This is a genomic window from Paraburkholderia sp. MPAMCS5 (assembly GCF_036016995.1).
In the GTDB taxonomy this organism is placed as follows: domain Bacteria; phylum Pseudomonadota; class Gammaproteobacteria; order Burkholderiales; family Burkholderiaceae; genus Paraburkholderia.
Window position 1 is genome coordinate 140,944 of record NZ_JAYXBK010000007.1, and the last position, 23,564, is coordinate 164,507.

Annotated in this window: 20 protein-coding genes; 8 read left to right on the top strand and 12 right to left on the bottom strand. The window is 58.4% G+C overall.

Annotated features, from left to right (window positions below; genetic code table 11):
* Nucleotides 1-25 precede the first annotated feature (25 nt).
* Nucleotides 26-1,960 carry a DUF262 domain-containing protein gene (locus tag VOM14_RS17890; protein ID WP_327630062.1) on the bottom strand — a complete coding sequence of 645 codons (1,935 nt, stop codon included), beginning with the start codon at nucleotides 1,958-1,960 and terminating at the stop codon, nucleotides 26-28.
* Entirely contained in the window at nucleotides 1,957-3,342 is a 1,386-nt protein-coding gene (dcm, locus tag VOM14_RS17895; RefSeq protein WP_327630063.1) for a DNA (cytosine-5-)-methyltransferase, read from the bottom strand. The genes VOM14_RS17890 and dcm overlap by 4 nt, the downstream gene beginning before the upstream one ends.
* A gap of 755 nt (nucleotides 3,343-4,097) precedes the next feature.
* Here dcm and VOM14_RS17900 point away from each other — a divergent pair.
* From VOM14_RS17900 to VOM14_RS17915, 4 genes are all read left to right on the top strand, one after another.
* The gene (locus tag VOM14_RS17900) at nucleotides 4,098-4,415 is read left to right on the top strand and encodes a helix-turn-helix transcriptional regulator (protein ID WP_327630064.1); all 318 of its coding nucleotides are present in this window, start codon (nucleotides 4,098-4,100) and stop codon (nucleotides 4,413-4,415) included.
* Nucleotides 4,415-5,845, top strand: a complete 1,431-nt coding sequence (locus tag VOM14_RS17905) for a DUF3987 domain-containing protein (protein WP_327630065.1) — start codon at nucleotides 4,415-4,417, stop codon at nucleotides 5,843-5,845. The genes VOM14_RS17900 and VOM14_RS17905 overlap by 1 nt, the downstream gene beginning before the upstream one ends.
* 192 nt (nucleotides 5,846-6,037) lie before the next feature.
* On the top strand, nucleotides 6,038-7,297 hold the full coding sequence (locus VOM14_RS17910) for a hypothetical protein (protein WP_327630066.1): 1,260 nt from the start codon (nucleotides 6,038-6,040) through the stop codon (nucleotides 7,295-7,297).
* Nucleotides 7,298-7,492: 195 nt separating this feature from the next.
* The gene (locus VOM14_RS17915) at nucleotides 7,493-7,840 is read left to right on the top strand and encodes a hypothetical protein (protein WP_327630067.1); all 348 of its coding nucleotides are present in this window, start codon (nucleotides 7,493-7,495) and stop codon (nucleotides 7,838-7,840) included.
* A 342-nt stretch (nucleotides 7,841-8,182) separates the two neighbouring features.
* Here VOM14_RS17915 and VOM14_RS17920 read toward each other — a convergent pair whose 3' ends face one another.
* The 3 genes from VOM14_RS17920 to VOM14_RS17930 form a co-directional block, all read right to left on the bottom strand.
* Complete coding sequence (locus tag VOM14_RS17920; RefSeq protein ID WP_327630068.1) at nucleotides 8,183-9,448, bottom strand: hypothetical protein; 1,266 nt, start codon at nucleotides 9,446-9,448, stop codon at nucleotides 8,183-8,185.
* Nucleotides 9,449-9,731: 283 nt separating this feature from the next.
* Nucleotides 9,732-10,004, bottom strand: coding sequence for a hypothetical protein (locus VOM14_RS17925; RefSeq protein WP_327630069.1), 273 nt, complete (start codon nucleotides 10,002-10,004; stop codon nucleotides 9,732-9,734).
* A gap of 260 nt (nucleotides 10,005-10,264) precedes the next feature.
* Nucleotides 10,265-11,587, bottom strand: a complete 1,323-nt coding sequence (locus VOM14_RS17930; RefSeq protein WP_327630070.1) for a hypothetical protein — start codon at nucleotides 11,585-11,587, stop codon at nucleotides 10,265-10,267.
* A 143-nt stretch (nucleotides 11,588-11,730) separates the two neighbouring features.
* Here VOM14_RS17930 and VOM14_RS17935 point away from each other — a divergent pair, with 143 nt between their 5' ends.
* Nucleotides 11,731-12,078 (top strand): helix-turn-helix domain-containing protein, encoded by a 348-nt coding sequence (locus VOM14_RS17935; RefSeq protein WP_327630071.1) that lies wholly within the window; start codon nucleotides 11,731-11,733, stop codon nucleotides 12,076-12,078.
* Between the two features lie 6 nt (nucleotides 12,079-12,084).
* Here the strand turns inward: VOM14_RS17935 and VOM14_RS17940 are convergent, their stop codons facing one another.
* The 6 genes from VOM14_RS17940 to VOM14_RS17965 form a co-directional block, all read right to left on the bottom strand.
* Nucleotides 12,085-12,375 carry a hypothetical protein gene (locus VOM14_RS17940; RefSeq protein WP_327630072.1) on the bottom strand — a complete coding sequence of 97 codons (291 nt, stop codon included), beginning with the start codon at nucleotides 12,373-12,375 and terminating at the stop codon, nucleotides 12,085-12,087.
* On the bottom strand, nucleotides 12,372-12,755 hold the full coding sequence (locus VOM14_RS17945; protein ID WP_327630073.1) for a hypothetical protein: 384 nt from the start codon (nucleotides 12,753-12,755) through the stop codon (nucleotides 12,372-12,374). Before VOM14_RS17945 ends, VOM14_RS17940 begins: the two co-directional genes overlap by 4 nt.
* A gap of 97 nt (nucleotides 12,756-12,852) precedes the next feature.
* Entirely contained in the window at nucleotides 12,853-13,929 is a 1,077-nt protein-coding gene (locus tag VOM14_RS17950; RefSeq protein ID WP_327630074.1) for a hypothetical protein, read from the bottom strand.
* A complete protein-coding gene (locus VOM14_RS17955) occupies nucleotides 13,926-14,855 on the bottom strand; it encodes a recombination directionality factor (protein ID WP_327630075.1) in 930 nt (309 codons plus the stop codon). The genes VOM14_RS17950 and VOM14_RS17955 overlap by 4 nt, the downstream gene beginning before the upstream one ends.
* A 42-nt stretch (nucleotides 14,856-14,897) precedes the next feature.
* Nucleotides 14,898-15,893: a YqaJ viral recombinase family nuclease gene (locus VOM14_RS17960; protein ID WP_327630076.1), complete on the bottom strand. Its 996-nt coding sequence runs from the start codon at nucleotides 15,891-15,893 to the stop codon at nucleotides 14,898-14,900.
* A 71-nt stretch (nucleotides 15,894-15,964) separates the two neighbouring features.
* Complete coding sequence (locus VOM14_RS17965) at nucleotides 15,965-16,933, bottom strand: DUF932 domain-containing protein (protein WP_327630077.1); 969 nt, start codon at nucleotides 16,931-16,933, stop codon at nucleotides 15,965-15,967.
* A gap of 683 nt (nucleotides 16,934-17,616) precedes the next feature.
* Between VOM14_RS17965 and VOM14_RS17970 the strand changes: the two genes are divergently transcribed.
* The 3 genes from VOM14_RS17970 to VOM14_RS17980 all read left to right on the top strand — a co-directional run bounded on the left by VOM14_RS17970 (nucleotide 17,617) and on the right by VOM14_RS17980 (nucleotide 20,843).
* On the top strand, nucleotides 17,617-18,789 hold the full coding sequence (locus tag VOM14_RS17970; RefSeq protein ID WP_327630078.1) for a hypothetical protein: 1,173 nt from the start codon (nucleotides 17,617-17,619) through the stop codon (nucleotides 18,787-18,789).
* Nucleotides 18,719-19,837 carry an SMEK domain-containing protein gene (locus VOM14_RS17975; protein ID WP_327630079.1) on the top strand — a complete coding sequence of 373 codons (1,119 nt, stop codon included), beginning with the start codon at nucleotides 18,719-18,721 and terminating at the stop codon, nucleotides 19,835-19,837. The genes VOM14_RS17970 and VOM14_RS17975 overlap by 71 nt, the downstream gene beginning before the upstream one ends.
* 82 nt (nucleotides 19,838-19,919) lie before the next feature.
* Nucleotides 19,920-20,843 (top strand): hypothetical protein, encoded by a 924-nt coding sequence (locus VOM14_RS17980; protein WP_327630080.1) that lies wholly within the window; start codon nucleotides 19,920-19,922, stop codon nucleotides 20,841-20,843.
* 46 nt (nucleotides 20,844-20,889) lie between these two features.
* On the opposite strand, the gene VOM14_RS17985 is transcribed toward VOM14_RS17980, so the two are convergent.
* Nucleotides 20,890-23,562, bottom strand: a complete 2,673-nt coding sequence (locus VOM14_RS17985) for a S8 family peptidase (RefSeq protein WP_327630081.1) — start codon at nucleotides 23,560-23,562, stop codon at nucleotides 20,890-20,892.
* Between the last annotated feature and the right edge of the window lie 2 nt (nucleotides 23,563-23,564).

Below are 23,564 nucleotides of genomic sequence, written 5' to 3' on the forward strand. Positions count from 1 at the left end.
AGGGGGGAGCTTCCTGGCACCGCTCTCAACCCTTCGGTTTGATGAGCATGCGTTGCAGCGACGCGTACCCGGAGGACCCGAACTGCCGACGTACGGCCTCAGCCGCTTGATCAGGGTCGATGTGCAATAGTTCGAGTAGACTTTTGCTGATCCTGGCTATGTAGTCCCACTGGGTTTTGGTCTGCGTTTTGTTGGGGCGTTCCCAGTCCTTGGATTCTGCGCTCGCCGTTCGGATAGCATCGCCATTAGCCTCGATGCGGTCCTCGATGTCGTCTGGCGAGGCCGCTAAGGCCATTGTAATGCCCATGAGGGAACCTACGAGTTGGAGTTCCTGCCACTTGGCACCCTTGCCGCCATCCTTGAATTGATCGGACCACAACTCATCGTGCGATGAGTGGAGCTCGACAGCGTTTCGCAGCAGCGAGAACAGCTTGGTCAACGTCGAGGAATGGGCTAGCGGGTGTGACTTGCTCTTCTGAATTGCGATCAGCAACTGGTCGATGTTGCGACTAGTCGATGCTAGGTCTTTGCCAGCGGTGTCATGCACAAGGACCGAGATGACCCAAGCGAGAACCTTGGTGCGCTTGTAGCGTGTGTCCCCAAAACCGTAGTTCTTCAACGCCTCACCGAGGCGGCCAAGATCGGGGATACCGGCCAGCGATTCAGCAATTTTGGCGGCATCAGTGTTCGGGTCGGCGTCGCCGGCGGCGGCAAGAGTCGCGCGGGTGAGTTCTACCTCGTGGTAGACCGCGTTACGGATCTCTTCCGCGTTCAGGTGCACGCCCTGCTTGTTGTAGAGGCGAAAGACCTCATGAATCTGGGCTTGGCTCGCCTGTGTGTACTCGATGACGGGAATGGTGTATTCCACGACGTCCTCGAACAAAGCATCGACGGTGAGTTGCTGACCAGCGACGTTGATCTCCCGGGCTTTGATCTGCGTGTAATACTTGCCACGGAGAGGCTCAAGGTTGGAACCAACAAGTCCGCCGTCTCCAGTCGTGCGCAGCTTGAACGGGAAGTAGTAGTCGTTCTCCTGTGCGGAATTGAGTGCGTAACCCTCCAACGCTTTCCACGCACGGCGGAAGGCCGGGTAGTCGTCATTGAACAGATCCGTCAAGTTCCTGCGACCGCTATCGTCGAGGCGTCCTTGTTCGTTGAACTTTTTTCCACTGTGCCGGGCGGTGACCTCAGCAACCTTCTGCTTGGCAACGGGGTGCTTTCCCACGAACCGGAGGATGGCCGTGAGCCGCTGCTTGCCGTCGACGACCTCATGCGGGGTGGAAGATCCGGTTCTCAACAGTATGATGGACGGCAGGGGGACGCCCCGGAGGATGGACTCCATCAGGGACTGCCGGTCGCCATTGCCCCAAACGTCACCTCGTTGGTACGACGGCGTTAGGTTTGGCGCCTTCTTGGTGAGTTGGAAGATCGGCCAGACTGCGGCCTTTGCCGTGACTGGTTCCGGGCTCACCGCTTCCTCGCTCGCGTCGATCTCGGCCCACGCGTCAGCCCAGGACTGGGTGGTCGTCGCACGGCTAGTGCCCTTCGCCTCAAGTTCTTCAAGAAAATTAGCCTGGAGCCGAGCGGCGGCTTCTACGCGCTCGTTCAGACGTTCAAGCGCGCGAAGGCTCAGCGGCGGGTAGGCGTCTCCGGGAGCAAGGAGGTCGGTGGGTTCAAGTTTGAGTTCAGCGATGAGCGCCTGAAGGAAGGGTTCACCGCCTGTGAGTGGGAGGTCTTCGCTGAGGCTCAGCCAGCCTTGGATCTCAGCCAATTGGTTCATCCATGCGTCTGAGGCGAAGTCGACGTCATCGCTGCTGAACATTGAAGATACTGGGGGAACGCCGTCGGGCGTGTCTGAAGCCTCCGAGAGAGTCGCCAACCCATCGGCGAGGCTCTCCAGCAACAGGACCCGCGGGTCCTCCTCGTCGAAGTCGTCTTCGTGTTCGATGTGGTCAGTCACGCAGTAGCTCTCAACGGTTCGAGGTCAGAGGTAATGTTCAAGGTGGGCCGGATGAGCCCGCACAACAATCGTTCGGCGATCGCTTTGACGACGCGGGCGTTCACTGCGTTACCCAAAGCTTTATACGCGTCGAGGTCGGACGCGGGCAACTGGATGCCGCCGAGGCACTGAAGTTCAGCGCACTCGGCTGGGGTCATGTAACGACGTTCGCCGGTCAGGTTCGCACCGAGGATAGGCACTTGGGTCTGCGTGAAGGCGATGAGACTTGGGGAGGTCGTGGGCCGCTTCACCCGCAGTCCAGACGCACGCACCTGTAGCACGAAGTTGTCGATGTCACGGTCTTCACCTTGCGCGTTCCATTCCATCTTCTGGAAGCTAGAGTGGAAGCCTTGTGGGTTCCATTGTGCGATCCAGGGGTCGATCCAGGAGCGGTTGGCTTGGTAGAACTCGCGGTTCTGCCTGATAAAAGTCCGCTTCCACTGTGGGAAACTCAAGTCGCCTGGTCGGTTTGCGTGGCTCGGTATCCTCGCAAACTGTTCGTCGAGCGAGCACTCGAGGGATTGGCCGAAGCTGCCCTTGAAGCCCATCTGGCGAAGACCCCACACAGGTCTGCGAACCCAAACCCCTGCCGGAGTCTCGTCCTCGTAGGGATAGGTTGCCCCAAATTCCATCGCCCAGATCGGGAAGGAAGGCAGCTTCAGCGCAGGCGGCGAGCGGCGCAGGAAGTCGCCCCACATGTCAATGGCTCGCAGCGTCTGGTCCGGGATGGCGCGCCTGGAATGCGCTTCGTGGCGGAGTACCCAGTGGATTTCCGTGGGATCCTTGTGCTTCGCCGGCCACTCGAAATGATCGAGACCCTCGAGTGAACCTACGAAGTAGGCGCGGTCTCGCACCTGTGGAATGCCGAACTCGTGGGGCGAGAAGTGCTCTACGTCGACGGAGTAGCCAAGCTTCTCCAACATGCGGATTATCTTGGTCTTGGTGCGACCGCCGTCGTGTTTGAGGATGTTGGGCACGTTCTCCAAGATGAAGTGTCGCGGCCGCTTGACGCGCAGGATGTCGTGCACCTTGAAGAAGAGATTGCCCTGACTGGTGTCCTTGAAGCCCAGTTGGTCTCCTGCTTTCGAGAACGGTTGACACGGAAAACCCGCAGTAAGGACGTGGTGATCGGGTACGTTACAGGCGATGAGCTGGTCGCTGCTGAGATCGTTAAGGTCGCCCCAAGCGTCTATGCCGAAGTTGACCTTGTAAAGGGCCTTCAGCGTGGGCTCCCACTCAGCCGCGAAGACGCCGCGTCCCTCCAACTCATCAAGGGCGACGTGGAAACCGCCCAGCCCGGCGAAGAGGTCGACGAAACGGAAGGCCTCGCTGCTAGTTTTCATCACTTCGGTCCCGTCCCTCCCCGTCTGATCGGGCGAGATTTCTCATGGTTTGTTCAAATGCGCGCATTATGTCACGTCTTGCTGTACGCGGAAACGGGGCAGGGTCATGATGGTCGCCTTAGTGAACAGCCGCTGTAGGACCGACAGCGGCTATGGAGCGGCTGCACGGGACTGGCTGCTCTCAGCCTTAGCGGGCACTCAGCCAAACTTTCCAGATGACCGCTTTTGGCCGACTTGAGGCGGATGGACGTCCTCAATGGCGGCGCCGTCCGCGAGGCCCGCACCGGCCTTGCACTAGGTGACGGCCACTAAAGATTTGCGGTTGCGACTGGACCTGCGGTTGTCTTGGCGAAAACCTAGCCTGGAAGCGGAAGCCGCTGTGGCCTGTTCTGCTCCAGGGACCGAATCTCCAGGCGGTGTTGGGCAAAAATCGATTGATTTTTCGTTTCGCTGATGATCCAATAGCGTCCATCGTAGGTATGACTCCACTTTCCTGCGGTGGTTTGACTTGGTGCCCCGTAGTGGCGCACCCTCCAAAAGACGTAGCCCACCTACGTTGTGAGTATCCCCCTCGAGGGACACTCCATATAAGCCCATCACGGGTAATACACAAAGACTTCCAGTTCAGGCGCAACCTGTTTCGATCAACGATCGAGGGTTCCGCTCTGCCTAACCGCGCCGTTTTTTTGCCGCGCGAATTTCACCTTCCAAACATCTAGTGTTCAACGATTCCGCTACGGCGGAAGGGAGTGGGCGTGAATCAAGTATCTTCAGGGCTGTCTGCTGCCCGACGAAAAGCAGAAGGTGCCGCTGGCACAGAAATTTGTAGCCCTATTGAGTTAGCATGCGATCGTCTTATCGACATCAAAGAGCTGATCAACCTTACCGGCGATAGTCGCAGCGGTGCATACGAGAAAATGAACCGGGCATCCGCTTCCTATGATGCGGATCACCCGATTGGCGTTCGGTTGGGACGGAAGTCGGTACGCTACCGGCTCAGTGAGGTATTGGCCTATATCGCATCGCGCCCCCGTGTGCGGGATCTAACCGACCACGAGCAGGAGGCCGCGTGATGTCCGGCAATTCTGTTCCGCTACATGCGCTATCGAAGAAGCAACGTGCTTTGGTCGATGCTGTGGCTCGCACCGCTACGTTCGCTACGATGTTCGCAGGCGTTATTGATACACATACCGCGAACGCTGTTGCTCCATGCGCCAAGGTCAAATGGAACGGTCGGCTAATCGGGCTTGCGGCCTACATTGGAATCGGCGGTGCCTCCGGTGTTGGAAAGTCTCCGGCAGCGGAGCCGCTCATGAATCACCGCCGTGCCGTCATTGCCGCGCACGATACGGAGACGCTCGCTGCATGGCAGGAACACAGAGGCCGCATGACGGCGTGGTACGCCGAGTATGCGGGCACCCAGAGGGCAATTGGCAAGCTAGCGAGCAAGGGGCTTCCCCCTAACGATGCCTTTGCCAGTCGGTTGGTCGAGCTTGAACAAAGTCGTCCTAAAGCCCCGCCGTCACCGCCTCGCACCCTTGAGCGGTTTACGTTTGTTGCCGTGAAAGAGCAGACAGATCAGAACCGCGCGTTTTTGATCGCCCCGGATGAGGGCAGTGCCTTCTTGCCTGAGTTGGGGAAGGATCTGATCGGTTTGCTGTGCTCGAGCTGGAGTGGCATCCCGATCAGTTTCTCGCGTCGCGGCACGGGCATAACGATGGTCGATCCGAAGATTACGATGGTCGTGCCAATTCAGCCAGACCGACTCCTAGCCTTTTTGCGCACACCCCAGGGAAGGCATGCACTCGAAATTGGTCTGTTTGCCCGTTTTCTTTGGTATTTCGCGGATCCATCAATAGTTGAGCCTGCGCCTACGGACCTGCCCGATGTCCTCGCGCTTGCCGAAATGCAGGAGTTTCTCGGGCGCTGTGAACACTACTTCCGCGAGCAGATACGTTTGCAACAAGTGGGCTGGGAGGGGCAAAAGATCCTGACGTTCTCGCCCCGAGCCGGCCGCGCACTTGAGAGCGCCGATCGTCGTATCGGAAGTATTCGGTTGGAGCGAGCGAGTTCGAGTGAGATGGCCAGCCTCAACAAGCTGCATGAGCAGATTATCCGCCACGCGGCGAGGCACCACGAGTTTGAGGGCGAAGAAGGCCCCATTACGGCGGAACGGGTCGAGTGTGCGGAAGAGATTGCCCTGTGGAGCTATGAAAATTTCTCCCAGCTGATCAACTCGGAGGAACAAGCGCTCTCGCGGACCGATGAGGATGCAGATCGACTGCACGAGCTCCTGTTCCGTGATCTGCGTGTGCGTGACAAGATCCCAGAGGATGTTCTGCGTGAGCGGGCTTTCAATATCGGCATGGCGACTCAAGGGCAGTTCAAGAAGGCATTGGCGAAGCTCTGCGCCCAGGAGGAAGTGTGCGCGAGGGACGGCATGGTTCATCTGAATCGACGCGACAGCGTAGGACATCTTCTCGGGCGAGGTGGTGTTCGCTGAATTTCCTTCTGCTATGGCGAAGTCGGCATGTTTAGGGATATCCGCAAACAGCCTGAAAACACAATGAAAGCAAGGAATTTGTCGATAGGCCGTCGGCGATTCCTCTGCTTCATTGCGTCGGAATAATTTTGGTATATGAACAGGGTTAATAAGTAACTCTACATATCTATAAAACAATTAGGATAATTAAATATGAATGACTATCATCCGTATGATGAGGAGGATGATCGACAGGATCATCATGCAGCAATCAATCGTTCAGGGGAGTATGACGGTGACATGAGATTGACCATGACGACTGTTGCAACAGTCGTCAATCAGGTACAAGGTACAGATGGTCAGTCCTATCACGTCCCGATCAATGCAGCAAATCTGCATGGTGCGATCGACTTCATGAAGAAGGTCCTCAATAGCGAGGCCTTACCCTACAGGGTGAGGAGAGATGGGAGCGTAGCGGTGTTGAAGATGGCGGACGACATCAAGAGACTGCCAGCGTATGTTCGCATTCATGACCCCTCGCTCGCGTACTCACCGGATCTGGAATTCCTGTTCGAGCAATACCGTAAGCATGCGATCAGCAACTATGTCCATGTCGATTGGATTGAGGATGACGGTGAGCATGGTATCGAACCTCGTTATGCGGAGATGGCGAATGACCTCGTATTGACGATGCGCGAGGAAGCGCGGCAGGTCAAGCTCAAGAAGCGTATCAGCGACTGGATGAGCAATGGCAAGAACAATCTGGACTACCTCGTTGAATACGAGAAGTACATATTCGACACGACGGCGAGAGTCATGGTCGTCGACATGGTATTCGAGTATCGCAAGACGGCATGTGCCGATGTTGCCGAAGCGATAGAGCGTCGTGATGCCCTGCAAGGGCGAGCTGAACGTGAGCATGAAGCCTTCATGAACGGTGTCGTTCACCACGAAGAGAAACCGCGATGGGTCAGCCTTGTAGAGTTGAAGGAAGACTGGCGACACCTGAAACAGAACATGAGAGGCAAGCGCTCGATCTTCAAGCACCTCGTCGGCTATGTAGGTCGTATCGAATACTCACGCGATGCTGGGCATCACTTGCACATATGCTTCTTCTTCAACGGATCGGCGCTGGAAGACCATGTCGGGTATTCACTAAAGATTGCCCAATACTGGAAGGAAGAGATCACGGAGGGGCGTGGGTATGCTTTCAGCTGCAATCTGAAGGCTGCTCAGGGCGGGTACCGGAAGGTCGGCGTTGGTCTCATTGACCACTACGATCATGTCAAGCGCGGGTATCTGTGGACTGCAATTAGCTACTTCGCGAAGGCCACGCAGCTCGTTCGTGTGAAGCATTCAGGCAAGCAGCAGATGTTTCTGCACGGCAAGATGAAGAAACGGACCGGACCAAAGCGAGGTCGGCCTCGCACCAAGGGCGTTGAACCAGCAGCGCGCGATTCTTCTAAAAATTGAAATAAAAGCGAGAAAAAAATGTCGCGGTCCGCGCGCGCCATATCCCGAGCAATCCGCAAGGTACGCGTGCACTTGGAGGATTGTTTGGGATACCCGCCCGTGTGGCCGATTTTTTCTGATTTGTTACGGAAATCGTAACTCGCGAATGAAGCGAGAGCGATTCGTGAACCAGTACGAATACAGATGGAAGACTCAATGCAATCCACCATGAACCGAACATCCAGGGTGTCGCAGGCTCCTGCGCAATACGACCTGCAAGCCGACATTCAAGAGCTTCGCAAGCTGCTGTCAGCGAGCCAAGAGGATCCTCGAAGGCAGCGTTTTCGTAATCTATACGACACCATTCAGGTATTGATCGCCGCTGGCGTATCTCATGCCGCCATCATCAGGAAGCTCAAAAGCATGGACCTGAACATTTCACCGGTAACGTTCAAGAAGTGGTTCACCGAAATACAGCGAGCGCGCGACGGCGCGGCGGCAGGCAACTTGCCGGGAGCGGAGGTATCGCAAGTACGAGATGCAATGCGTCGTGGTACAGCATAGCCAGGGCAGCAGATTGCCTTTGAGGCAAAGAAAAAAATACCGTCGCACAGGCGAGGCACAGTGACCTGAGACGGACCGGATCGCCTGCATGCCGAAAACCCACAGGAGCAAGGCGCGACCGGCGTCGTGCACCGGCCGCGCCCGTCGAACCAAGCCATTCCAGACCGAGCATGTTGTGTTACTCGACTTCCTTGTCCGGCAGCTCCGCCTGGTGCGACCGATAGAGCTTCCACGCAGAGTTGCTAGCCTTGCCAGTGGCACAAGCTCGAGACGCAACATGATGCAGTTTTGCCTTTCTTGGTCAAGCCGACGCTTCAAAAGGCCGAGTTCTACGTGCGAAAGTCAAAGCACCTTCTGGAAATACTCTTGAATGAGCGCCGTATTCTTGAAATGTCTCTCGAGCACTGTGTACAGAAACCATCGGCCGTCCGGGAGGGTAAAAGGAATGTTTGCGTCATCAACCTTGAAAGTCTTGATGCGAGACCTTGCCTCGCCCTTTTGATCTGGATCCGTTTGTCTGGCCTCATACTCATCGACCGTGTAGTAGATGTACTCGTGATCAATGTGATTTATGAAATCGACGCCGTTTTTATTCGAATGTTCCAGATGAACGACTTGAGTGACTATGTAGTCACCTTCGATCACGAAGTCTTGGACCAACTCTTCAAAGGTCAAATCGCGATTCGAGGCTTTCACCCAAAGCGTGTCGTAGTTGGTGGAGTACAACTTGGTGATTTCAGGCTTGTTCAGCTTTGACAGTTCGAACAGCGCGCCGCGTTCGAGCGCCTCCATGGCCGGATTGAGGGAAGTGCCAGTACGAAGTCCTATGTTGAAGCGCGGACGGAAGGACAGCTTGCCAATGCTGCCGATTTTCTTGAGCGCAACAAGCTCACGCACGGTCGACTCATCGGCATCCAACGTCAGGTGCTTGCCAACCCGCCTATCAAAGGGTTCAAGTGGCTTGATTTCCGAGAACTCCATCTCGTCGACGACGGTCAGCAGGCCGTAGCTGTTGAACTGGGCATCAGATTCGAACAGGTTAATTTTGGTGTTGGCATACTCGCTTGCTAGCAAGCTGTCTCGCGGAACGATGAAGCGACTTCCATCATGGCGCGACAAGTGATTGAAAAGAAGCTCGGCAATGCTGAACAGTAGGTAGTTATCTCTACAATAGTTGTCACCAGCCGAGCTGGGGCGCTGAGTAAGCCAGTAGGCTTCAAAAAAATCCGAACGGCACTTCAAGAAGTTGTCCCATGAAGCGCTCGAGATCCTTTCGTTTTTTTCTTTAAGGATCGCCACCCTTATAGCGTTGGGCTCCTCGTCGTGAGTCATGCTCGCCCGCAGATCACGAACCTCGCGCTCGAGGCTGGACCTGTAGAGAGCCACCACTTGATCTTTGAAGTCGGGCGAGCCCAGGCGTGCCGAGATAGCTTCAAAGATTGTACTCACGAGTCGTGGATCGCGCTTGACGAACAAGCCATGAATTAACCCTGGGCGAAAGTCTTCGTCGAAATCATCGTCAGCGAGTTCGGGGGTGCAAATTTCTTTGGGGAGATGGAGCAGACCGCTGAAGATTTCACGCCAAGCGAGTTCGGTTTTTTTTGACATTGGCTTCTGGTAGATTCGTGTGGAAATGGCTCGGGTTCTGGCCGATCGCTCACGCATTATGATGCTAGTTTAACAATTGGCAAGTAACTGAAAAGGACTGTAATGCATGCAGCCGGACCTGACGCACCTCCTCGCGAAGGGCGGCAAGTAACCTACCCGATAGCAATCGCTGTCGACCGGCGCTCCTCGTTGATCACCGACCGACGATGTGAGGCGTTCTGCAAAAAAAGATGCCGCGCCTGTGCGGACGGCATCGTGCTTCAATCTAGCCAGATTGACTGGCTCAGACTGAAGGAAGGCCACATTGGCTGCGCCATGCATTCATGGTGTCGTTGGTTACCGGCGCGTCGTCTCCCATGTCGCTGTGGAAGTCCTTTAGCTTCGCGTCATAGCTGGCTTGGCCCTGGCTGTTAGAAACCTTACGAGCATCCGTTGCCTGCCTCGTTGCGGCTGCCGATTCGAGGGACGACGGCAGCTGCCCGACGGCGACGTTGTCAGGGAGGTTGAGCACGGCGCGAACGTGATCGTCCCCCCGATGGACGAGCAGGTCCGACATCGTCTGTTTCCAGCTTCTTTCCTGACGAGTAGTGTTGCCGTCTTGCTTCGTCAATTCGACACCGGACCAAGCGGGCGCGACGTCAAGGGGCATAGATTTCACGTTCATAGGTAAAAATGGGTAGGTTAGGACCGGCGTATAGGCTGAGGAACGGACACCTGTCGCCCGATGAGCAAAGGCGCAGCAGGCCGGTATAACCGGCCCCTGCGCCGAGGGAATGCCCGCCCGTCTCCGAGACGCGCGGCAAAGTCAACGAACGGTTACTGCGATAGTCCGATCGTCACGTACTTCGTATCCACGTCGAACGTGAGCGGATCGTCGGTACCGGTCGTGCTGTTGACGGTGATGTAGGCGTACTTCGTGACGCCGTTGGCCGTGTACTTGTAGATCTTGGCGTGCTCGACCGAATGGTTGGCCGGGTCGGCGAGTCCTGCGGTCAGCGCCTGAGCGACGTTAGCGTTGGGCGTGTCTTGATGCCCATTGATGTCCGTGAAGGTCGCGGTACCGTTCGCGAACGCCATGGTGCCCGACTTCATACAGTCCTCGAATTCCTCAAATAACACACTGTTGAGCTCCGATAGGTCTGTAACCTCGGTCAGATCGCTCGATACGTATACATACTGGCCGGGTTGACCGGCGACGACGCTACCTACACCGTTGGCCGTGCATAGCTCGCCAACACGATTGCCGAGAAGGCTGATGACCGCTTTGAACTGGCCCGCATCCGTAAAGGATGTCACGTTACCGCCCGCATCGATGGTTGCCTTAGCCGTGAATTTACCGCGATTCGGATCGGCGATGGCAATCGCGAACGTACCGTCGAGATTGACAGAAGAACCCATCTGGATTGTTGTGACGCCGGGCGTCGTGTAGGCAATTGCCGAGTATGCCGTTTGGGTCAGCGCTGTGCCATTGGCCGTCTTCGTGGCCGCGTCCGACTGCGACAGGCCGGAAGCCGTTAGCGCCGCACCGTAAGTCTCAAGCAGGCCGTCGCCCGCATCGCCCTTTTCCGCCTTGAAGGGCGAATTGAGCGGGTTGAACCCGTCGGGCAATGCCGGCTTGCCCGGCAGGGTCTCGAGTGCTGTCGCCAGCTTTGCCAGGGAGCTGTTCAGGTTGGCGGCCGTGATGGTACCGGTTAGATCGCTGCTCTTCGCGCTGTCGAACCATGCGCCTGGGTCCTGCTTGCCGAGCACGCCGACAATGATGTCGGTTAGCGGCGTGATGTTGGTAGTGCCAGGAGCCGCTGCAACGGAATGCAACGCCGACGCCAGGGCTGTGCCGTTGGCCTGTCCGCCCGACACACGCGCCACACACGGATAATCCGCGCTCTTGAGAGCGGCGCTCCAGCTACCGTCCATGCCCGTCGTGGCCGACGCGGTCGCGCCCGACGCACATTTCAGTTCGACCGTCCCGCCGACGATCGGTGAGCCAATCGCCGCCGTGCCGCCTGCAGTAGTTGTGGGAGTGTTGGCGGCCGCAGGGGCGTTGCTGCCGCCGCCTCCGCCGCAAGCGACAAGCGCGGCGCACATGGACGCAGCAAACGCGAGTCTGGCGATCTTCATATTGCTTTCTTCTTTTTTCACTGCATGGTTCCTTGTAAAGTGGCTGACGATTGGAGACTGCCAGAAAAGATAACGGCAATCACCCTAATAAGTTTAGTTTCAACTTCAAAAGTCCTTACTTTATCCGAGGCGTGGCTCAACCATTCAGGTTGAATGGAGGGTTCATGGCTCAAGTCGATCAGGAACAGCTCGCCGTGGTGATTGGCCGCGCGATCGCGAAACATCGCGTGGCAAGTGGCTTCACGCAGGAACAGGTGGCCGAGGCGCTGGGAATCGGCAACGAGGCGGTCTCGCGCATGGAGCGCGGGCTTGTGATGCCGACCGTGGCGAGGCTAGTGGAGTTGGCCGATCTGTTCGAGTGCAATGCGGCCGACCTGCTGACAGAAGTCAGCAGCCGCAGCAGCGATCAGGCGAAGTACGTCGCACAGCTTCTGGCGAAGCTCGGCGGGAACGACCGGACGATGGTGGTCGAGATCGTTGAGCGCCTGGCTGGACGACTCGCGAAGCGTTGATGCAAGTCAGTAGTCGTCGGGCAGCAGAATCGTCGTGGCGGAGCGATCCGCTTCGGTGATGATCCAGATCTTCCCGTTGCCGGGCACGTCATAGCTCGACAGCAGGCGTCGGCCTGTGAGCAGCGCCAGTTCGTTCGCTGTCTGATCTTCGACCGGTAGATCTCCCCAGTCGCCATGAATATGGCGGGCGAGCAGTACGACTCCCGATATGCCGACCTTATCGAGTATTGCCTGTGCGCCCGGGGTGATGACGGGCCGTCCCATCGGAAAACACGGGCCTTTTGCATAGTTGCTCATGCGCAGCCCTCCTGCACGTAGCTTTCGGAAGGCCACATGGGATAGCGACGATTCGCAGGCCGTTCCTCCCGTCCGCCGCTCTCGGACGCAACATCCTGAAAACCTTCGATGGTCGTATTCGAGCGGTCCCACTCTGTGAGCACCAGAATGCGGGTCTGGTCCGGCAGGCGATAGAGTGAAATCAGCCGCAGGCCAGCCGTGATTGACAGGTCGTTCTGCTGCCGGTCTTCGTCGGACACGATCCCCCAGTCGCCCGCGATGTGCCTGAGCACTACGCTGATGACAGGAATGCCATTCGCGCGCAGAGCGGTGAGCGCGACCGGCGTGATGAGCAATCGCCCTGGACGGAAAAGCGGTTTGAGCCGCGTGGTTTGGTTCATGGGTAATTCTCCAGAAAACGGGCGCGCACGGGCCTCCGGATGAACCGGATGCGTGTTCGCTGGAATGAGAGGAAATGCCGGCGCGGAAAACGCCGGGTCAGGCTTTACGATCGACGAGGGCGCGACGTAGGCTGACAGCCGTCGCCTGGGAGCAACTCAGATGACGGCGGATGTCGGCAACGGTCGGACGCAGCAATCCCCCGGCGACATCGCTGGCGAGTTGCGTCAGGTTGTCGCTTACGGGATCGGATGCGAACGATGCCGATTGCCCATCGTTTCGTTGAGCGTCACTGCGTACCGTGTCAGCGCGACGGGTTATCGAGATTTCGCGACTAACGGTGCCATCTGCGTGACTTCCCGTGACCGGCGCGACGGGTGGTGGAGTCGCATTCGTCACGTTCGCGACTCCCCTTGTCACGGGCGCGGTCGAGTCGGCAGTATCCGCGACTGTCGCGATTCCTGGCGGCTCTGGCTCCGTTACGACTGGGAGCGAGGGCGACCGGAGTGCGACCACCCACAGCAGACACGCGACACCTTCGAGGACGGTGGCGAAGAGCGACCCGAACAGCAGGTCGATGTGGGCGACGGGCACGCCAAGTAACGCAGCGAGTCTCGATGCGACCGGATCGGCGAGTAGCGCGTCGCGTCGGGTCGTGATCCGCTCATCCGCGACTTGCTGACGCCGGATGTCGTCCGCTTCGGCATTCAGAGCATCGACCTTGGCAGCGAGCGTCGTGCGACGGGCTTCGAGCGTTGGGCAGTTGCCCGGACAGTGGCGCGCATTCGCGGCGACAAGTTGCGCCGTCGCGGTTGCGCGCTCCGCCATGACGGTCGTAAGACTGCGGGCCGCTGTCGGGGGCGGCGCACCAGAGAGCGCCGACGCGCGCAGTTCACCCGCATGCTGCTGGGCCGACACGAAGAAAACCGCATGGCCGATACACGCAGTTACCAGGCACGTGGCCCATAGGACGCTACCCATGACACGGACGAGGGCGGGCGTACCCCGTAGCAGGGCGGGTAACAGATGTGCGCTTGTGACGAGCACCAACCCGGTCGCCACCCACACGAGCCGTTCCGCTAACCACCCGCCGCGCTGCCAGCCGGCCAGCACCGATATGCAGGCCGCTGTGCTGGTCGCGGCGACGGCCAGGGCGAGAGCGGGGCGACGGATCATGCAGCCTTCCCGCCGAGCAGCGCGGCGCGTCGGTCCAGCCGGTTTTGCAGGCTGGATCGGGTGGTCGTAGGAGTCTCGCCTTGACCGCCATCGCGACCGCTACCATGACTGCTGTCGTCACCGGTTTCCGCTGGATAGAACTCTTCGGCGACAGCAGCGCTCTCCTCGATACTTTCCTCGAACGCCCCGTTACTGAAACCAGCGTGTGCGGCGGTGTCGAGCGCCTGCTGGTCAAAGCCGGCAGCCTTGCGACGGGCATCCAGTTCGCGCGCCTCGATGATCGCCGCTTCGAGCTTGCTACCCGTGCGCACGCCGAGATCTGCGTAGAAAATTGCGCTTCTAAAGCTTTGCGCCGTGGATTTGCCGCGCAGCTTCAGTTCGAGCGGCAGGCAGGCGAGCAGGTTGCCAGACACCGCAGCGAAATAATGCAGTCGCGCGGCTAGGGTTCTGATCGAGTTAAAGCTCGTGGTCCTGAACACGAAAGACCCGAGTTCGTCTTCGTCGCCAATCAGCACATTGAGCCGACCGTAGGGCTTGCAAGCTCCGGCCTGACCGAACGCACAGGCATCTGGCGACGGGCACGGCAATTCTTCGATACCCGAATCACCGGCACGACGGCAGGTTTCGCCATTGCCAACGCAGACAGGGCGTCCTGTCTCGCGGTGAAAGCACGAATAGTCGGCTCGAAGGTTCAGATCGGGATCGTTGAACAACATCCGGACGGGAATCGCGCGGAGCTTGCCGGGAACTGCCTTCCGCAGTTCCTCATTTAGCGGATGCAACAGCCACTCCCCCCTATTTTGCACTTGGGTCGTGAGGGTGAACTGGTCGTCGGCAGCGGGCAGGCGCCTGCCATTCTTCTCGACAATGCGTCCGATACTGATGCGGCCCAAAACTGGCGGCGTTAGGGCAAGGCCCTTGAGCATGTCTGGCTCCTGGAGATTAAGTAGAGGGAATGGAAAAGCGGATCAGGTCGATACGAGAAACCGGCGCGAACCCGGTTTCGTGATGGCGTACTGCGTAGCAAACTCGGGGTGATCGGCGAGCAGGCGCTTCAGATCGACGCCGGAGCCGTCCTTGCTGCGTTTGAATGACACGGAACCTGTCTCGAACTGCGCCCGGTCCGCTTCTCCCATGCTTTGCACGATGGTCTGCTTGAGCTGGGCTTCAAGCGTCTGGCGGGTTTCAATCTGGGCTCGCACGGCGACTAGATCGGCGAAGGCGGACGACAGGCGACGGTCATCCGTAAAATCGACCGTGCCACCCGAGCCTGGATACAGGCAGCGCAACGCGCGATCCGCTGAGTCGGAGCCATCGGCAGGCGGTGGCGTATCGGTTTCGACGTAGCGCCAGAACGCCGCTTCGAGTTCGACCAGCCGGGCGATCAGTGCATCGTCGCGTTCGATGCGATGTACATCGAGCTTCTGGCCGCACAGCAATACAGCGACATCGGCGGCCTGCTTGCCCGTGACCATGAGCTGATGCTGGACCTGAAGGGTTACGTATTCGGGCACGCCATCTCGCCAGAGCCGCGAACCATACTCGCCTGCAGTTTTTGCTTCGAGCAGTTGCACATCGCGACAGCCGACAACTTCGCGATCCACGTTCGCAAGCATGAACGGGATGGTCGGATGCTGGAGTACGGCATTGACACGCCGTACACGGTTGCCGGTCTGCTTGGTGTATGCCGCAGCGACAATGGGTTCGAGGAGGTGGCCCCAAAATACTGGCTCGGTCGTATCGTCCGGATCGGGTTTCGGTAGGTTCTCGTCCCGGCCCGTCTTTACAAGCCAAAGTTCAAGTTGCGACTGATACGGACTGAGCCCGACGGCTGCCGCGGCATCGGAACCTCCTATCCCGGATTTCCGGATTTCAAGCCAGTCCTCGCGCGGCATGTCCTTCGTCTCCACGAGCCGCAATGCCGGTCGGCTGCGTTGACGCTCCATGGGTTCAGGCAATGACATCGGTACCTCCACAAATGAAAATGCCTGGCTGGGAGGCCCGGCCAGGCATGAGTGGGAAAGGGAGCATGGATTCAGGCGACCAATCGCATGGCCTCTTCGAAAGCTTTCTGCTTGAGCGCCGCCCCTGCGCCAAACCAGGCCGAATCGGTGCGGTTGTCGTCGGAACGGGCGCGGCGGTGGTGATCGACGAATTCCGTCACCGAATTCAGAAGGCCCCACGCGGTACCGGCGGCGGATGCCATGTCGGCACCCTTGCCGCGACCGGCAAACAGTTCCTGAACGGCCTTGATCGCACTGTCGTTGGTTGCCGCGACGGGCGTACTGGCGCTGGTGGTGGGGTAGGTCAGCACACGACGCAGGAAGGTTTCGGCGGCGGTGTCGTTGACCGGGCATTCACTCAACGCCTTGATACGCGCCATGTAACCGTCCCAGGAAGAAATCGCGATCCCGAGTTGGCGCTTGACGGCCTGCGCGTCGAACTGGCTGCGGTGTGGCACCTTCACCGCACCGGTGCTGTCGCCCAGCGCGATTGCCAGCGTGTTGTTGCATACGACGCGAACCGACGTGAACTGCGCTGTCGTCGCAAGACTGCCATCACAAGCTGTCGCAAGCAGCAGATAGCCGTTTACGCGGTCACGACCCTTGAGCGTCGCGCTTTGACCGGTCTTCGCGAGTGCCCAGAGTTTTTTGCCGTCCTTGAGGACCCCAGCAGTTTCCAGTTCGAACCCGCCCACATCTACAAGGTCCCGATAGAATTCCAAAATCGCAGCCGGTTGCACAACGTTGTACCTGGAAGAGACGACGGACAGCGGAGCCTTCGTGTCCGAACGGTAGAGCACCTTCTGCTCGGGAAACGCGTGGATCGAGCCGAGGGATGAGCCCGCCATTCCGGAAACGAAACGTACTTCGGCTTCTTCGATGCGCCAGTTCATGCCGGACTGCTGCGCCCAGACTTCGAGCGGCTGGTTGGGGGCGAGCTGGTTGCCGAGACCGTGCCAAGGGGTTTCGCCCGCATAGGCCATGGATTGAACAAGATGCATTGAATACTCCTGAGAGGTAACGAGAAACGGGACGCAAAAATGCCTACAGCCCCGAAGGGCTGTAGGCATCAAGCGAGAAAGGGGGGAAACCGAAAGAGCAGTCGGGTGTCACGCTGTGTGCTGCTGGCCGAATACACGGCCGCATGCCAGGCATTCGTAGTTTTCGAGTACATGGTTGTCGATCTGCTCACCGATAGAGGACCCTGCCGCACAACCGGCAGCGCCTCCAACCAACGCTCCTATAAGTGCCCCTGCTAGACCGCCGAAGATCGAGCCGACCGGGCCAGCGACCATACCGAGGGCAGCACCAGCTTCGGCGCCGCCAAGTGCCGCGGCGGCGGAGCCGGCGGCACCGGCAGTTGCTCCGATAGCACCACCAGCCTTGCGGGCGTAATCCCGCGTGGTAATACGGGGAGAGTTACAGCGGGGACAGCAAATGGAGTGGTTCATAGATCAGCCTCATCTGGGTTCAGGGCAACCGACGTTGTCCAGGCATTCCGGTTGGATGCTCGACGAAGTGATATATGTTCGAAATTTTCTGGGTTTCTGTGAACGTGGCGCCTAGGTCCGGCCAAGAGGGGATCTTCGTTCGCGACTTCACTCGGTCACGCTTGCATCGCGATCCCCACTGAAAAACGGTCGTTCGAAGCAAAGGGCAATCGGTGCATTTTTCGGATAACAATATGTCAGTACCCGACCAATATTGGTTGCACGTTCCGCTCGAGACTACGCCAGGCATGCTGCTCGAAGCGCCCCCTGACGGGCGCGTAACCATGCTTGGGCGAAAGGCGCAGCTACTCGATCGCGAACCATACGTATCGTTCGTCTCGGCGAGCGCAACGGTGATCAAGCAATGGCTCCTGTTTGATCCCTTGTGCGAATTGGACGCGCGCAGTCTTCTCGCCGACTTGCGCGCGCGGATCCCGGTTCTTTCGATGAACATGGGCGCCAACTTCCGCATTCCTGTCCACGAGTTGCATGTATCTTCGCTCGCAACCTATGACGGTTCTCTCCCAACGCTGATCCCGGCTCACCTGACACCGGCCCCGACGTGGCTCGATGCTATTGGGGCATGTAGCTGGAACGGAAAGGATGTGCTGGAAACGACGCTTGAGAGCTGCCCTCCTGTGACCGATGAGAGGGTTCTCGCCGCTCTGGACCTGTACATCGCTTCTCAGTATGACTTTCTGCCGCGCTCTATCTTTCTGGCCAAATTGACGATCCTCGATGCTCTGGCCGCTCATGAGAAGCGCAACGTGGTCACAACCGCCTGGATCGACGAGAAGCTCATCGAAGCTGAAGCATTCCGTGACGCGGGACTGTTGAGCGCTCTACGCAACCTGAAGTTTGAGTCCCACACGGCTTCAATACGGGCTCTTGTGAGGCGTGCTGTGCTGTCTCTGGGTGGAACTGAAAACGAGGCTGCTTTACAGGCTGCTGCGACCGGAAGGTTGTACGCGGCGCGATCTAGGCTGTCGCACGCAGGCTCCACGGTAGAACTGGACTTGGCGGGAGCGACGCAGCTCACGCGGCTCGTCCTCAACGCGGTAGTTCAAAACCCTTCTATCCTCGATCTCGTCGACGGTGCCCACGGCGGGGAAGAGGCAAGCGTAAAAAGCGGGCTCCGGCAACGCAAGCAATGGATCGCTGAAGCCGAAGCGGCGATTCGCACCGTACAGCCGGACGGCGCTGCCGTCGTGGATGCTATTCGGCGTCCTCTGATACTTGGTCAACATGGCGCGCTTACCGCACGGCTCGCCGACGGTAGTGAGTGGTGGATCGGGGATGGAACTGCGCGACGGCTTTCCGCCGAGGAAATCACTGAATGGGCGAGATTCCCCGAGGCGTTCCAATGAAGCCTCGAAACCGGTCAGGCTATTGGTGCGGGGCAGGCGGGGCTTCCACTACGCCGGTGGCTTCACGGCGCTACCGGAAGGTGGCATAGTCAGCAGGCGGCTCGAAAGAACACTAGCAAGCAAAAGGAATAGCGAGGTAATTTTGATTGAATCGCTGATTAAGAACCTGAATCAGGATGTCGCGCTTCTTCAACTTCGTATTGAGAGGGACAAGGACGTCGGCTTCAATGACATGTCGCGGCTACTGGAGTCGATGTCCATCCAGTTTTTCAAAGCCGTGGATATTGCGAACCTCAAGAGCAAGAATCAGATTCGGGTGAACTTCCCGGCCATTGACGCCGCAGACGACGACAAGGATGGTGGGATTGCTGTGCAGGTCACCTCGGTCGCGGACGCAAGGAAGATCAACAAAACGATCACAACTTTCGAGAAGAAGGACGCTGCCGGGAAGTGCTTGAAGGACGGCTACGCGACGCTCTACATCTTCGGCTTCTGCAAAGCGTCAAGAAGTGCGACCGTTCCCAGCTACTGCCAGGTTGTCGGCCCCGACTTCTTCGTCGACAAGCTCGTCGACCTCGATGATGAAGAAAAGGTGCAGACGATCATCGACTCGGTCCGCCGTCATGTGGACTATTCTTCGATCCACCCTTATGGCGATATCGAGTGTCTCAAGATCGTGTTGGGCTACGTGGGTCGCAATGCCGTTAGACACTACATGCGCTGCGAAGGCACCGTCGACGACATGACGAAGGGCCTCAGAGAGATCTCGGAGCTCATCGGCAAAGGGGCCGTCAACGGCAAGCAGAAATCGAAGGCCCACCATGAATTCGAAGATCAAGAGATCGGCGGATTTCTGCGGCATGTGTTAAGTGAGATTGGCGGGATCACCGCGATCGTCAACCGTGCGAACCTCAACGGCTTCGTCTGCTTGAACCAGCAGGAGATGATGGCCATCGATAAGCGGAAGCAGTCGATCGTCACATCGGCGCAGCACATTGCCGAAAGGCACGGCATTGCCATGTCGCTGGATATGTACGATGTCGACTAGTATCCGGCAGCTTGGGAAAACCTAGTCGAGACACCAATTGAACTGAAGCTGTATGAGAAGCTGATCCGGGAGAAGGGACGCCATGATCGACCCATTTGCAGAGATTCCTGAGGTCGTCATCGACTACGTGCGCCGCATCTTCGCAGCAGCAAACGACAAGGTGACACGAACGATGTCCGTGCATCCGTCAATGCACGAAGAGTCGCTGGACCACATTCTGGTCATGGAATTGTCGTCGACCCCGCCTGCCTTTTTTGCCCGTGAACAAGTCGGCGTGTCTCTGGAGTCGCACTGGCTGGGCGGGCGACATATGTTCGACCGTTGGGAGATCGCGGACATCGCCTTCTTCGTCATCCTGCGCCGCGCGGGGCATCTGATAGCCCGGAAGGTGGCGCTGCTCCAGACAAAGCGCCTGTATTCCAAGGAGATTCCAGTAGCCCCGATCGACCCGTTCGACTATCGGATCGGCATCGGCAGGCTGGTCGATCGAACCGACCCGCAGGTGCCCATGACACGGCAACGTCGCTTCAGATTTGACGGCCAATGCACCTATGCGGCGATGACAGCTGGACATGAGCAGGTTCAGCGCATTGACCGATACGAAGAATCGCGTGGTATCCCCGTTTACTACGGCTTCTATAATCCCTTGGCTATTCCATATGACGCCGACTACCCGGCTTCCGATGGTAGCCAACCTGGAGCCCCGAACGAAATAGGCATGCGGGTGCAGACTTCGAGAATCGTCCATGCGACGCTGGCCTCGTTGGACGCGGGACGTGCGCCTACTTTTGACGGGCTTACGACTTCGCAGCTTGCCTCCAATGATGCAGCGTCCGCACAGGGGTGGCGCATCGAGAATTTCATTGCCGACGAAGTGTTGCGTTGTAGACAAGGCCGACGCTTCGATTCAACGATCGATGAGAGATTGTCGGACTTGCTGTACCGACGTTCGGCACCCATCGCTGCTGCTATCACGATGACGATTGATGTCGGCGGCAGCCCCTGAGGGAGAATATTTGCTGCCGCCCCCTGTTTGATGGGTAGTAGCTACGCTACTCTTCGACTTCGACCTCCACCTCAACGCCCTCGGTATGTGCTTGGAGCTCGACAATTGCCGCGCGTAGTGGCTCGTAAATTGCAATCTCACCACCGAGAATCTCGAAGGTCACGGCCAGAGAATAGCGCGCGACCGAGTCCGGGTCACGGCTCCAACCCTGATGGCCGACAACGGCGATGCAAAAGTGATCGGGAAGCGTGTTGGATCGAACGATGGCCCAGTCCTTCTGTACAGTCCCGCTATTGCGCTTGTAGTCGCGGATGACCCCCCATTGTGGCTTTTCGTGCAACATCCAGGGCAACGCCGACCCGGGCAATGGATCGTCACCATTAGCCGTGTCTTTTAGCGCCCGCACGCGGAAATCGTTCAAGCCCTCGCCGAGATTGCTAGTCTTCCAATCCACCCAAGTGGACAGATAGCGACGCAGATTTCGACGGGTGCGGCGTGGCTGGGCGACGTATGACAGCGTGATATCGATCCGGATTTCGAAATCATCTGCTTGCTGGCGCAGTTGGGGAGGGATCGGCACTTGGTAGATGTGGCACCCTGCCGCTTTAATTTCGGTTTCGCCGCTGGTAATGAGGGTTGTGCGATGGTCTGTATTCGCCGTCGCACGTTGCTCATCGGGGATACCGTATCCCATACATCGCAGCGCATGCGACGCGGAGTTCAGCAACGCTTGTCTTTCAGCTGGTGACAGATTCTCGGGCGGATTGCGCAATCGCGTGAGGATGGCCTCAGCCCATGCGGGCCACTGCGCTGATTGCACTACGAGAGCGCGATAGAGTAGTGCGGTTTCGTCGGGCAGCACTTGTTGCACGCGCGCGGCGATTCGCGCGACTTTCGGTGCTGCATAGGAAGTACCGGCCTCATCTCTGTCGAATGCCGGCCCCGGCGCATGCAGCGTTGACCGGACCAGTTCAGGACAAGCCTGAGGAATGCGCCCTCCACCCTGGATGTCGGGAGGATCGTTCTGCGTTCGGACGGCGTCGCCGCCATACGCTACGACCTCGGGCTTGATCACGTTCCAGATGCCAGGGCCCGTGCGCGAGAAAGCAGAAGGGCCATTCGGTCGAGTAGCGAACGTCCGCCACGCTCCGGCTTCGGCTGCGTCGTAGGCGATCGAGCCGACCGTTAGGGCCTGGAGACTTTGGCCCGGATTAGCAATGCGGCACGAATTCTCGGAGAGGTAGGCCGGGTAGTCCCGTCCGGCTCCGAGGTGCTCACGGATGCCGACAAAAGGAGCATCGCCCTCGAGCGGCAAGTTCCCGGCACTTTGCACGATTAACACATCCCGTTCGTTACAAAGCTGGTCGATTTCTGCTGCCCAAGAGGACATGTACCGCGTGCGGCTATAGCCGCGAGCATTGATGGAATGGTTGAAAATCCGCGTTTGCCGGGGCCCGTCGTTGAAGCGCTCGACGGCTTGGCGTATCACCTCGGGTGGGAAAAGTTCGACCGGCATTAGGTTCTGCGCATTGAGGACGCGAGCGTTCTGAATCCAGAACGGCAGCTCTGGCTCACCCGCTTCCGGCACGTTCTCGCCGTAGAGCACGGCTCCAGCCACCCTCGTTCCGTGCCCGCCGGGGGCAACCTCGTCGCTCACAGCGGTGGCGGGCGTACCAGGTAGGAAGCAGTGCGACACGGCTTGATCGATTGCCGGCTGCAGCAGGACGTGTCCTTCTTGAATGCCGCTATCGATCACACATACCGCCGGCGCTGCAGCGTTTGGCGGCACGGGCGTAACGGGTTGCCCAGCTTGACCCGCGGGCCCCGCGATCGCTTGTGGCAGAGCGATGTCCTCTGGTTCCACCACCTCGAAGATGTACGGATAGTTCAAGACGAAGTCCTTAAGCCCCTTCCCTGAAATCCGCAGCCGAACCGTAAAGCTGTCGGGCAACACGCCCGCATCGAAGGCTGAACCATCGATGTTGTGGAGAATCTCTCCCTGATAGAAAGCGCGGAAGGTCTCGATTTCATTCTCGCGCTCGATCTTCAGCATCTCCCACTCGTCGTAAGCGGAGTTACGCGCTTGCGACCAAGCGAGTTCCTTCGCTGCCCACGAGGCGTCAGTATCCCGCTGACCGCGGTTCGGCTTCGACGGGATGTCTTGCGGACCAGCGCAGGCGACGCCAACATCGATGATGAACGTCTGATCGTCGGCAATGGCACCCCATTCGGTGAACAATCGATCCGATAAGATGCGGTTCAGCCGGTCGACTTGGTTTGGATCGTCGAATAACTGGTGAACGCTGGCGATCGTGGCAGAACCGCGGACACTGACCGAGAAGCCGTCAAGCATTGCGAGGAACAGTGCAGCGTCGATGTCTTCGGAGGCAACGATAACGTAGCCTTCTTCCTGCTCGGCCACGATCTCGAAGTCGAACCGCTCACGCAGCACATCGAGGTCAAGACCCGGATCGACCTTTAGCAAAATCGGAATTCCGCTCGAGATGACTGGCAGCGCCTCGCTTTGGCGTTGGGCTTGCTGCTGTTTCCACATGGCGGAGTGTGCTTGAGCGGCGCCCCGTAGCGTGGCGCTATGGGCCTGTCGGGCGTTGCGGTTTGCAACCGTCTGTGGGCTGGATTTCCCCCCTCCTCGCAGCCGTGCCCGGCCCTCGAAACGCAGCAGGAGTGGCAGATGCTCGAAATTGTGCGGTTCAGACATGC

Excerpts from the sequence above, each read along its gene's own strand:
- VOM14_RS17925 (WP_327630069.1), bottom strand. The coding sequence starts at position 10,004 with ATGTCGGACCTGCTCGTCCATCGGGGGGACGATCACGTTCGCGCCGTG.
- VOM14_RS17960 (WP_327630076.1), bottom strand. The coding sequence starts at position 15,893 with ATGTCATTGCCTGAACCCATGGAGCGTCAACGCAGCCGACCGGCATTG.
- VOM14_RS17910 (WP_327630066.1), top strand. The coding sequence starts at position 6,038 with ATGAATGACTATCATCCGTATGATGAGGAGGATGATCGACAGGATCAT.
- VOM14_RS17955 (WP_327630075.1), bottom strand. The coding sequence starts at position 14,855 with ATGCTCAAGGGCCTTGCCCTAACGCCGCCAGTTTTGGGCCGCATCAGT.
- VOM14_RS17985 (WP_327630081.1), bottom strand. The coding sequence starts at position 23,562 with ATGTCTGAACCGCACAATTTCGAGCATCTGCCACTCCTGCTGCGTTTC.
- VOM14_RS17920 (WP_327630068.1), bottom strand. The coding sequence starts at position 9,448 with ATGTCAAAAAAAACCGAACTCGCTTGGCGTGAAATCTTCAGCGGTCTG.
- VOM14_RS17905 (WP_327630065.1), top strand. The coding sequence starts at position 4,415 with ATGTCCGGCAATTCTGTTCCGCTACATGCGCTATCGAAGAAGCAACGT.
- VOM14_RS17945 (WP_327630073.1), bottom strand. The coding sequence starts at position 12,755 with ATGAACCAAACCACGCGGCTCAAACCGCTTTTCCGTCCAGGGCGATTG.
- VOM14_RS17980 (WP_327630080.1), top strand. The coding sequence starts at position 19,920 with ATGATCGACCCATTTGCAGAGATTCCTGAGGTCGTCATCGACTACGTG.
- dcm (WP_327630063.1), bottom strand. The coding sequence starts at position 3,342 with ATGAAAACTAGCAGCGAGGCCTTCCGTTTCGTCGACCTCTTCGCCGGG.
- VOM14_RS17975 (WP_327630079.1), top strand. The coding sequence starts at position 18,719 with ATGGAACTGCGCGACGGCTTTCCGCCGAGGAAATCACTGAATGGGCGA.
- VOM14_RS17915 (WP_327630067.1), top strand. The coding sequence starts at position 7,493 with ATGCAATCCACCATGAACCGAACATCCAGGGTGTCGCAGGCTCCTGCG.
- VOM14_RS17935 (WP_327630071.1), top strand. The coding sequence starts at position 11,731 with ATGGCTCAAGTCGATCAGGAACAGCTCGCCGTGGTGATTGGCCGCGCG.
- VOM14_RS17950 (WP_327630074.1), bottom strand. The coding sequence starts at position 13,929 with ATGATCCGTCGCCCCGCTCTCGCCCTGGCCGTCGCCGCGACCAGCACA.
- VOM14_RS17940 (WP_327630072.1), bottom strand. The coding sequence starts at position 12,375 with ATGAGCAACTATGCAAAAGGCCCGTGTTTTCCGATGGGACGGCCCGTC.
- VOM14_RS17965 (WP_327630077.1), bottom strand. The coding sequence starts at position 16,933 with ATGCATCTTGTTCAATCCATGGCCTATGCGGGCGAAACCCCTTGGCAC.
- VOM14_RS17970 (WP_327630078.1), top strand. The coding sequence starts at position 17,617 with ATGTCAGTACCCGACCAATATTGGTTGCACGTTCCGCTCGAGACTACG.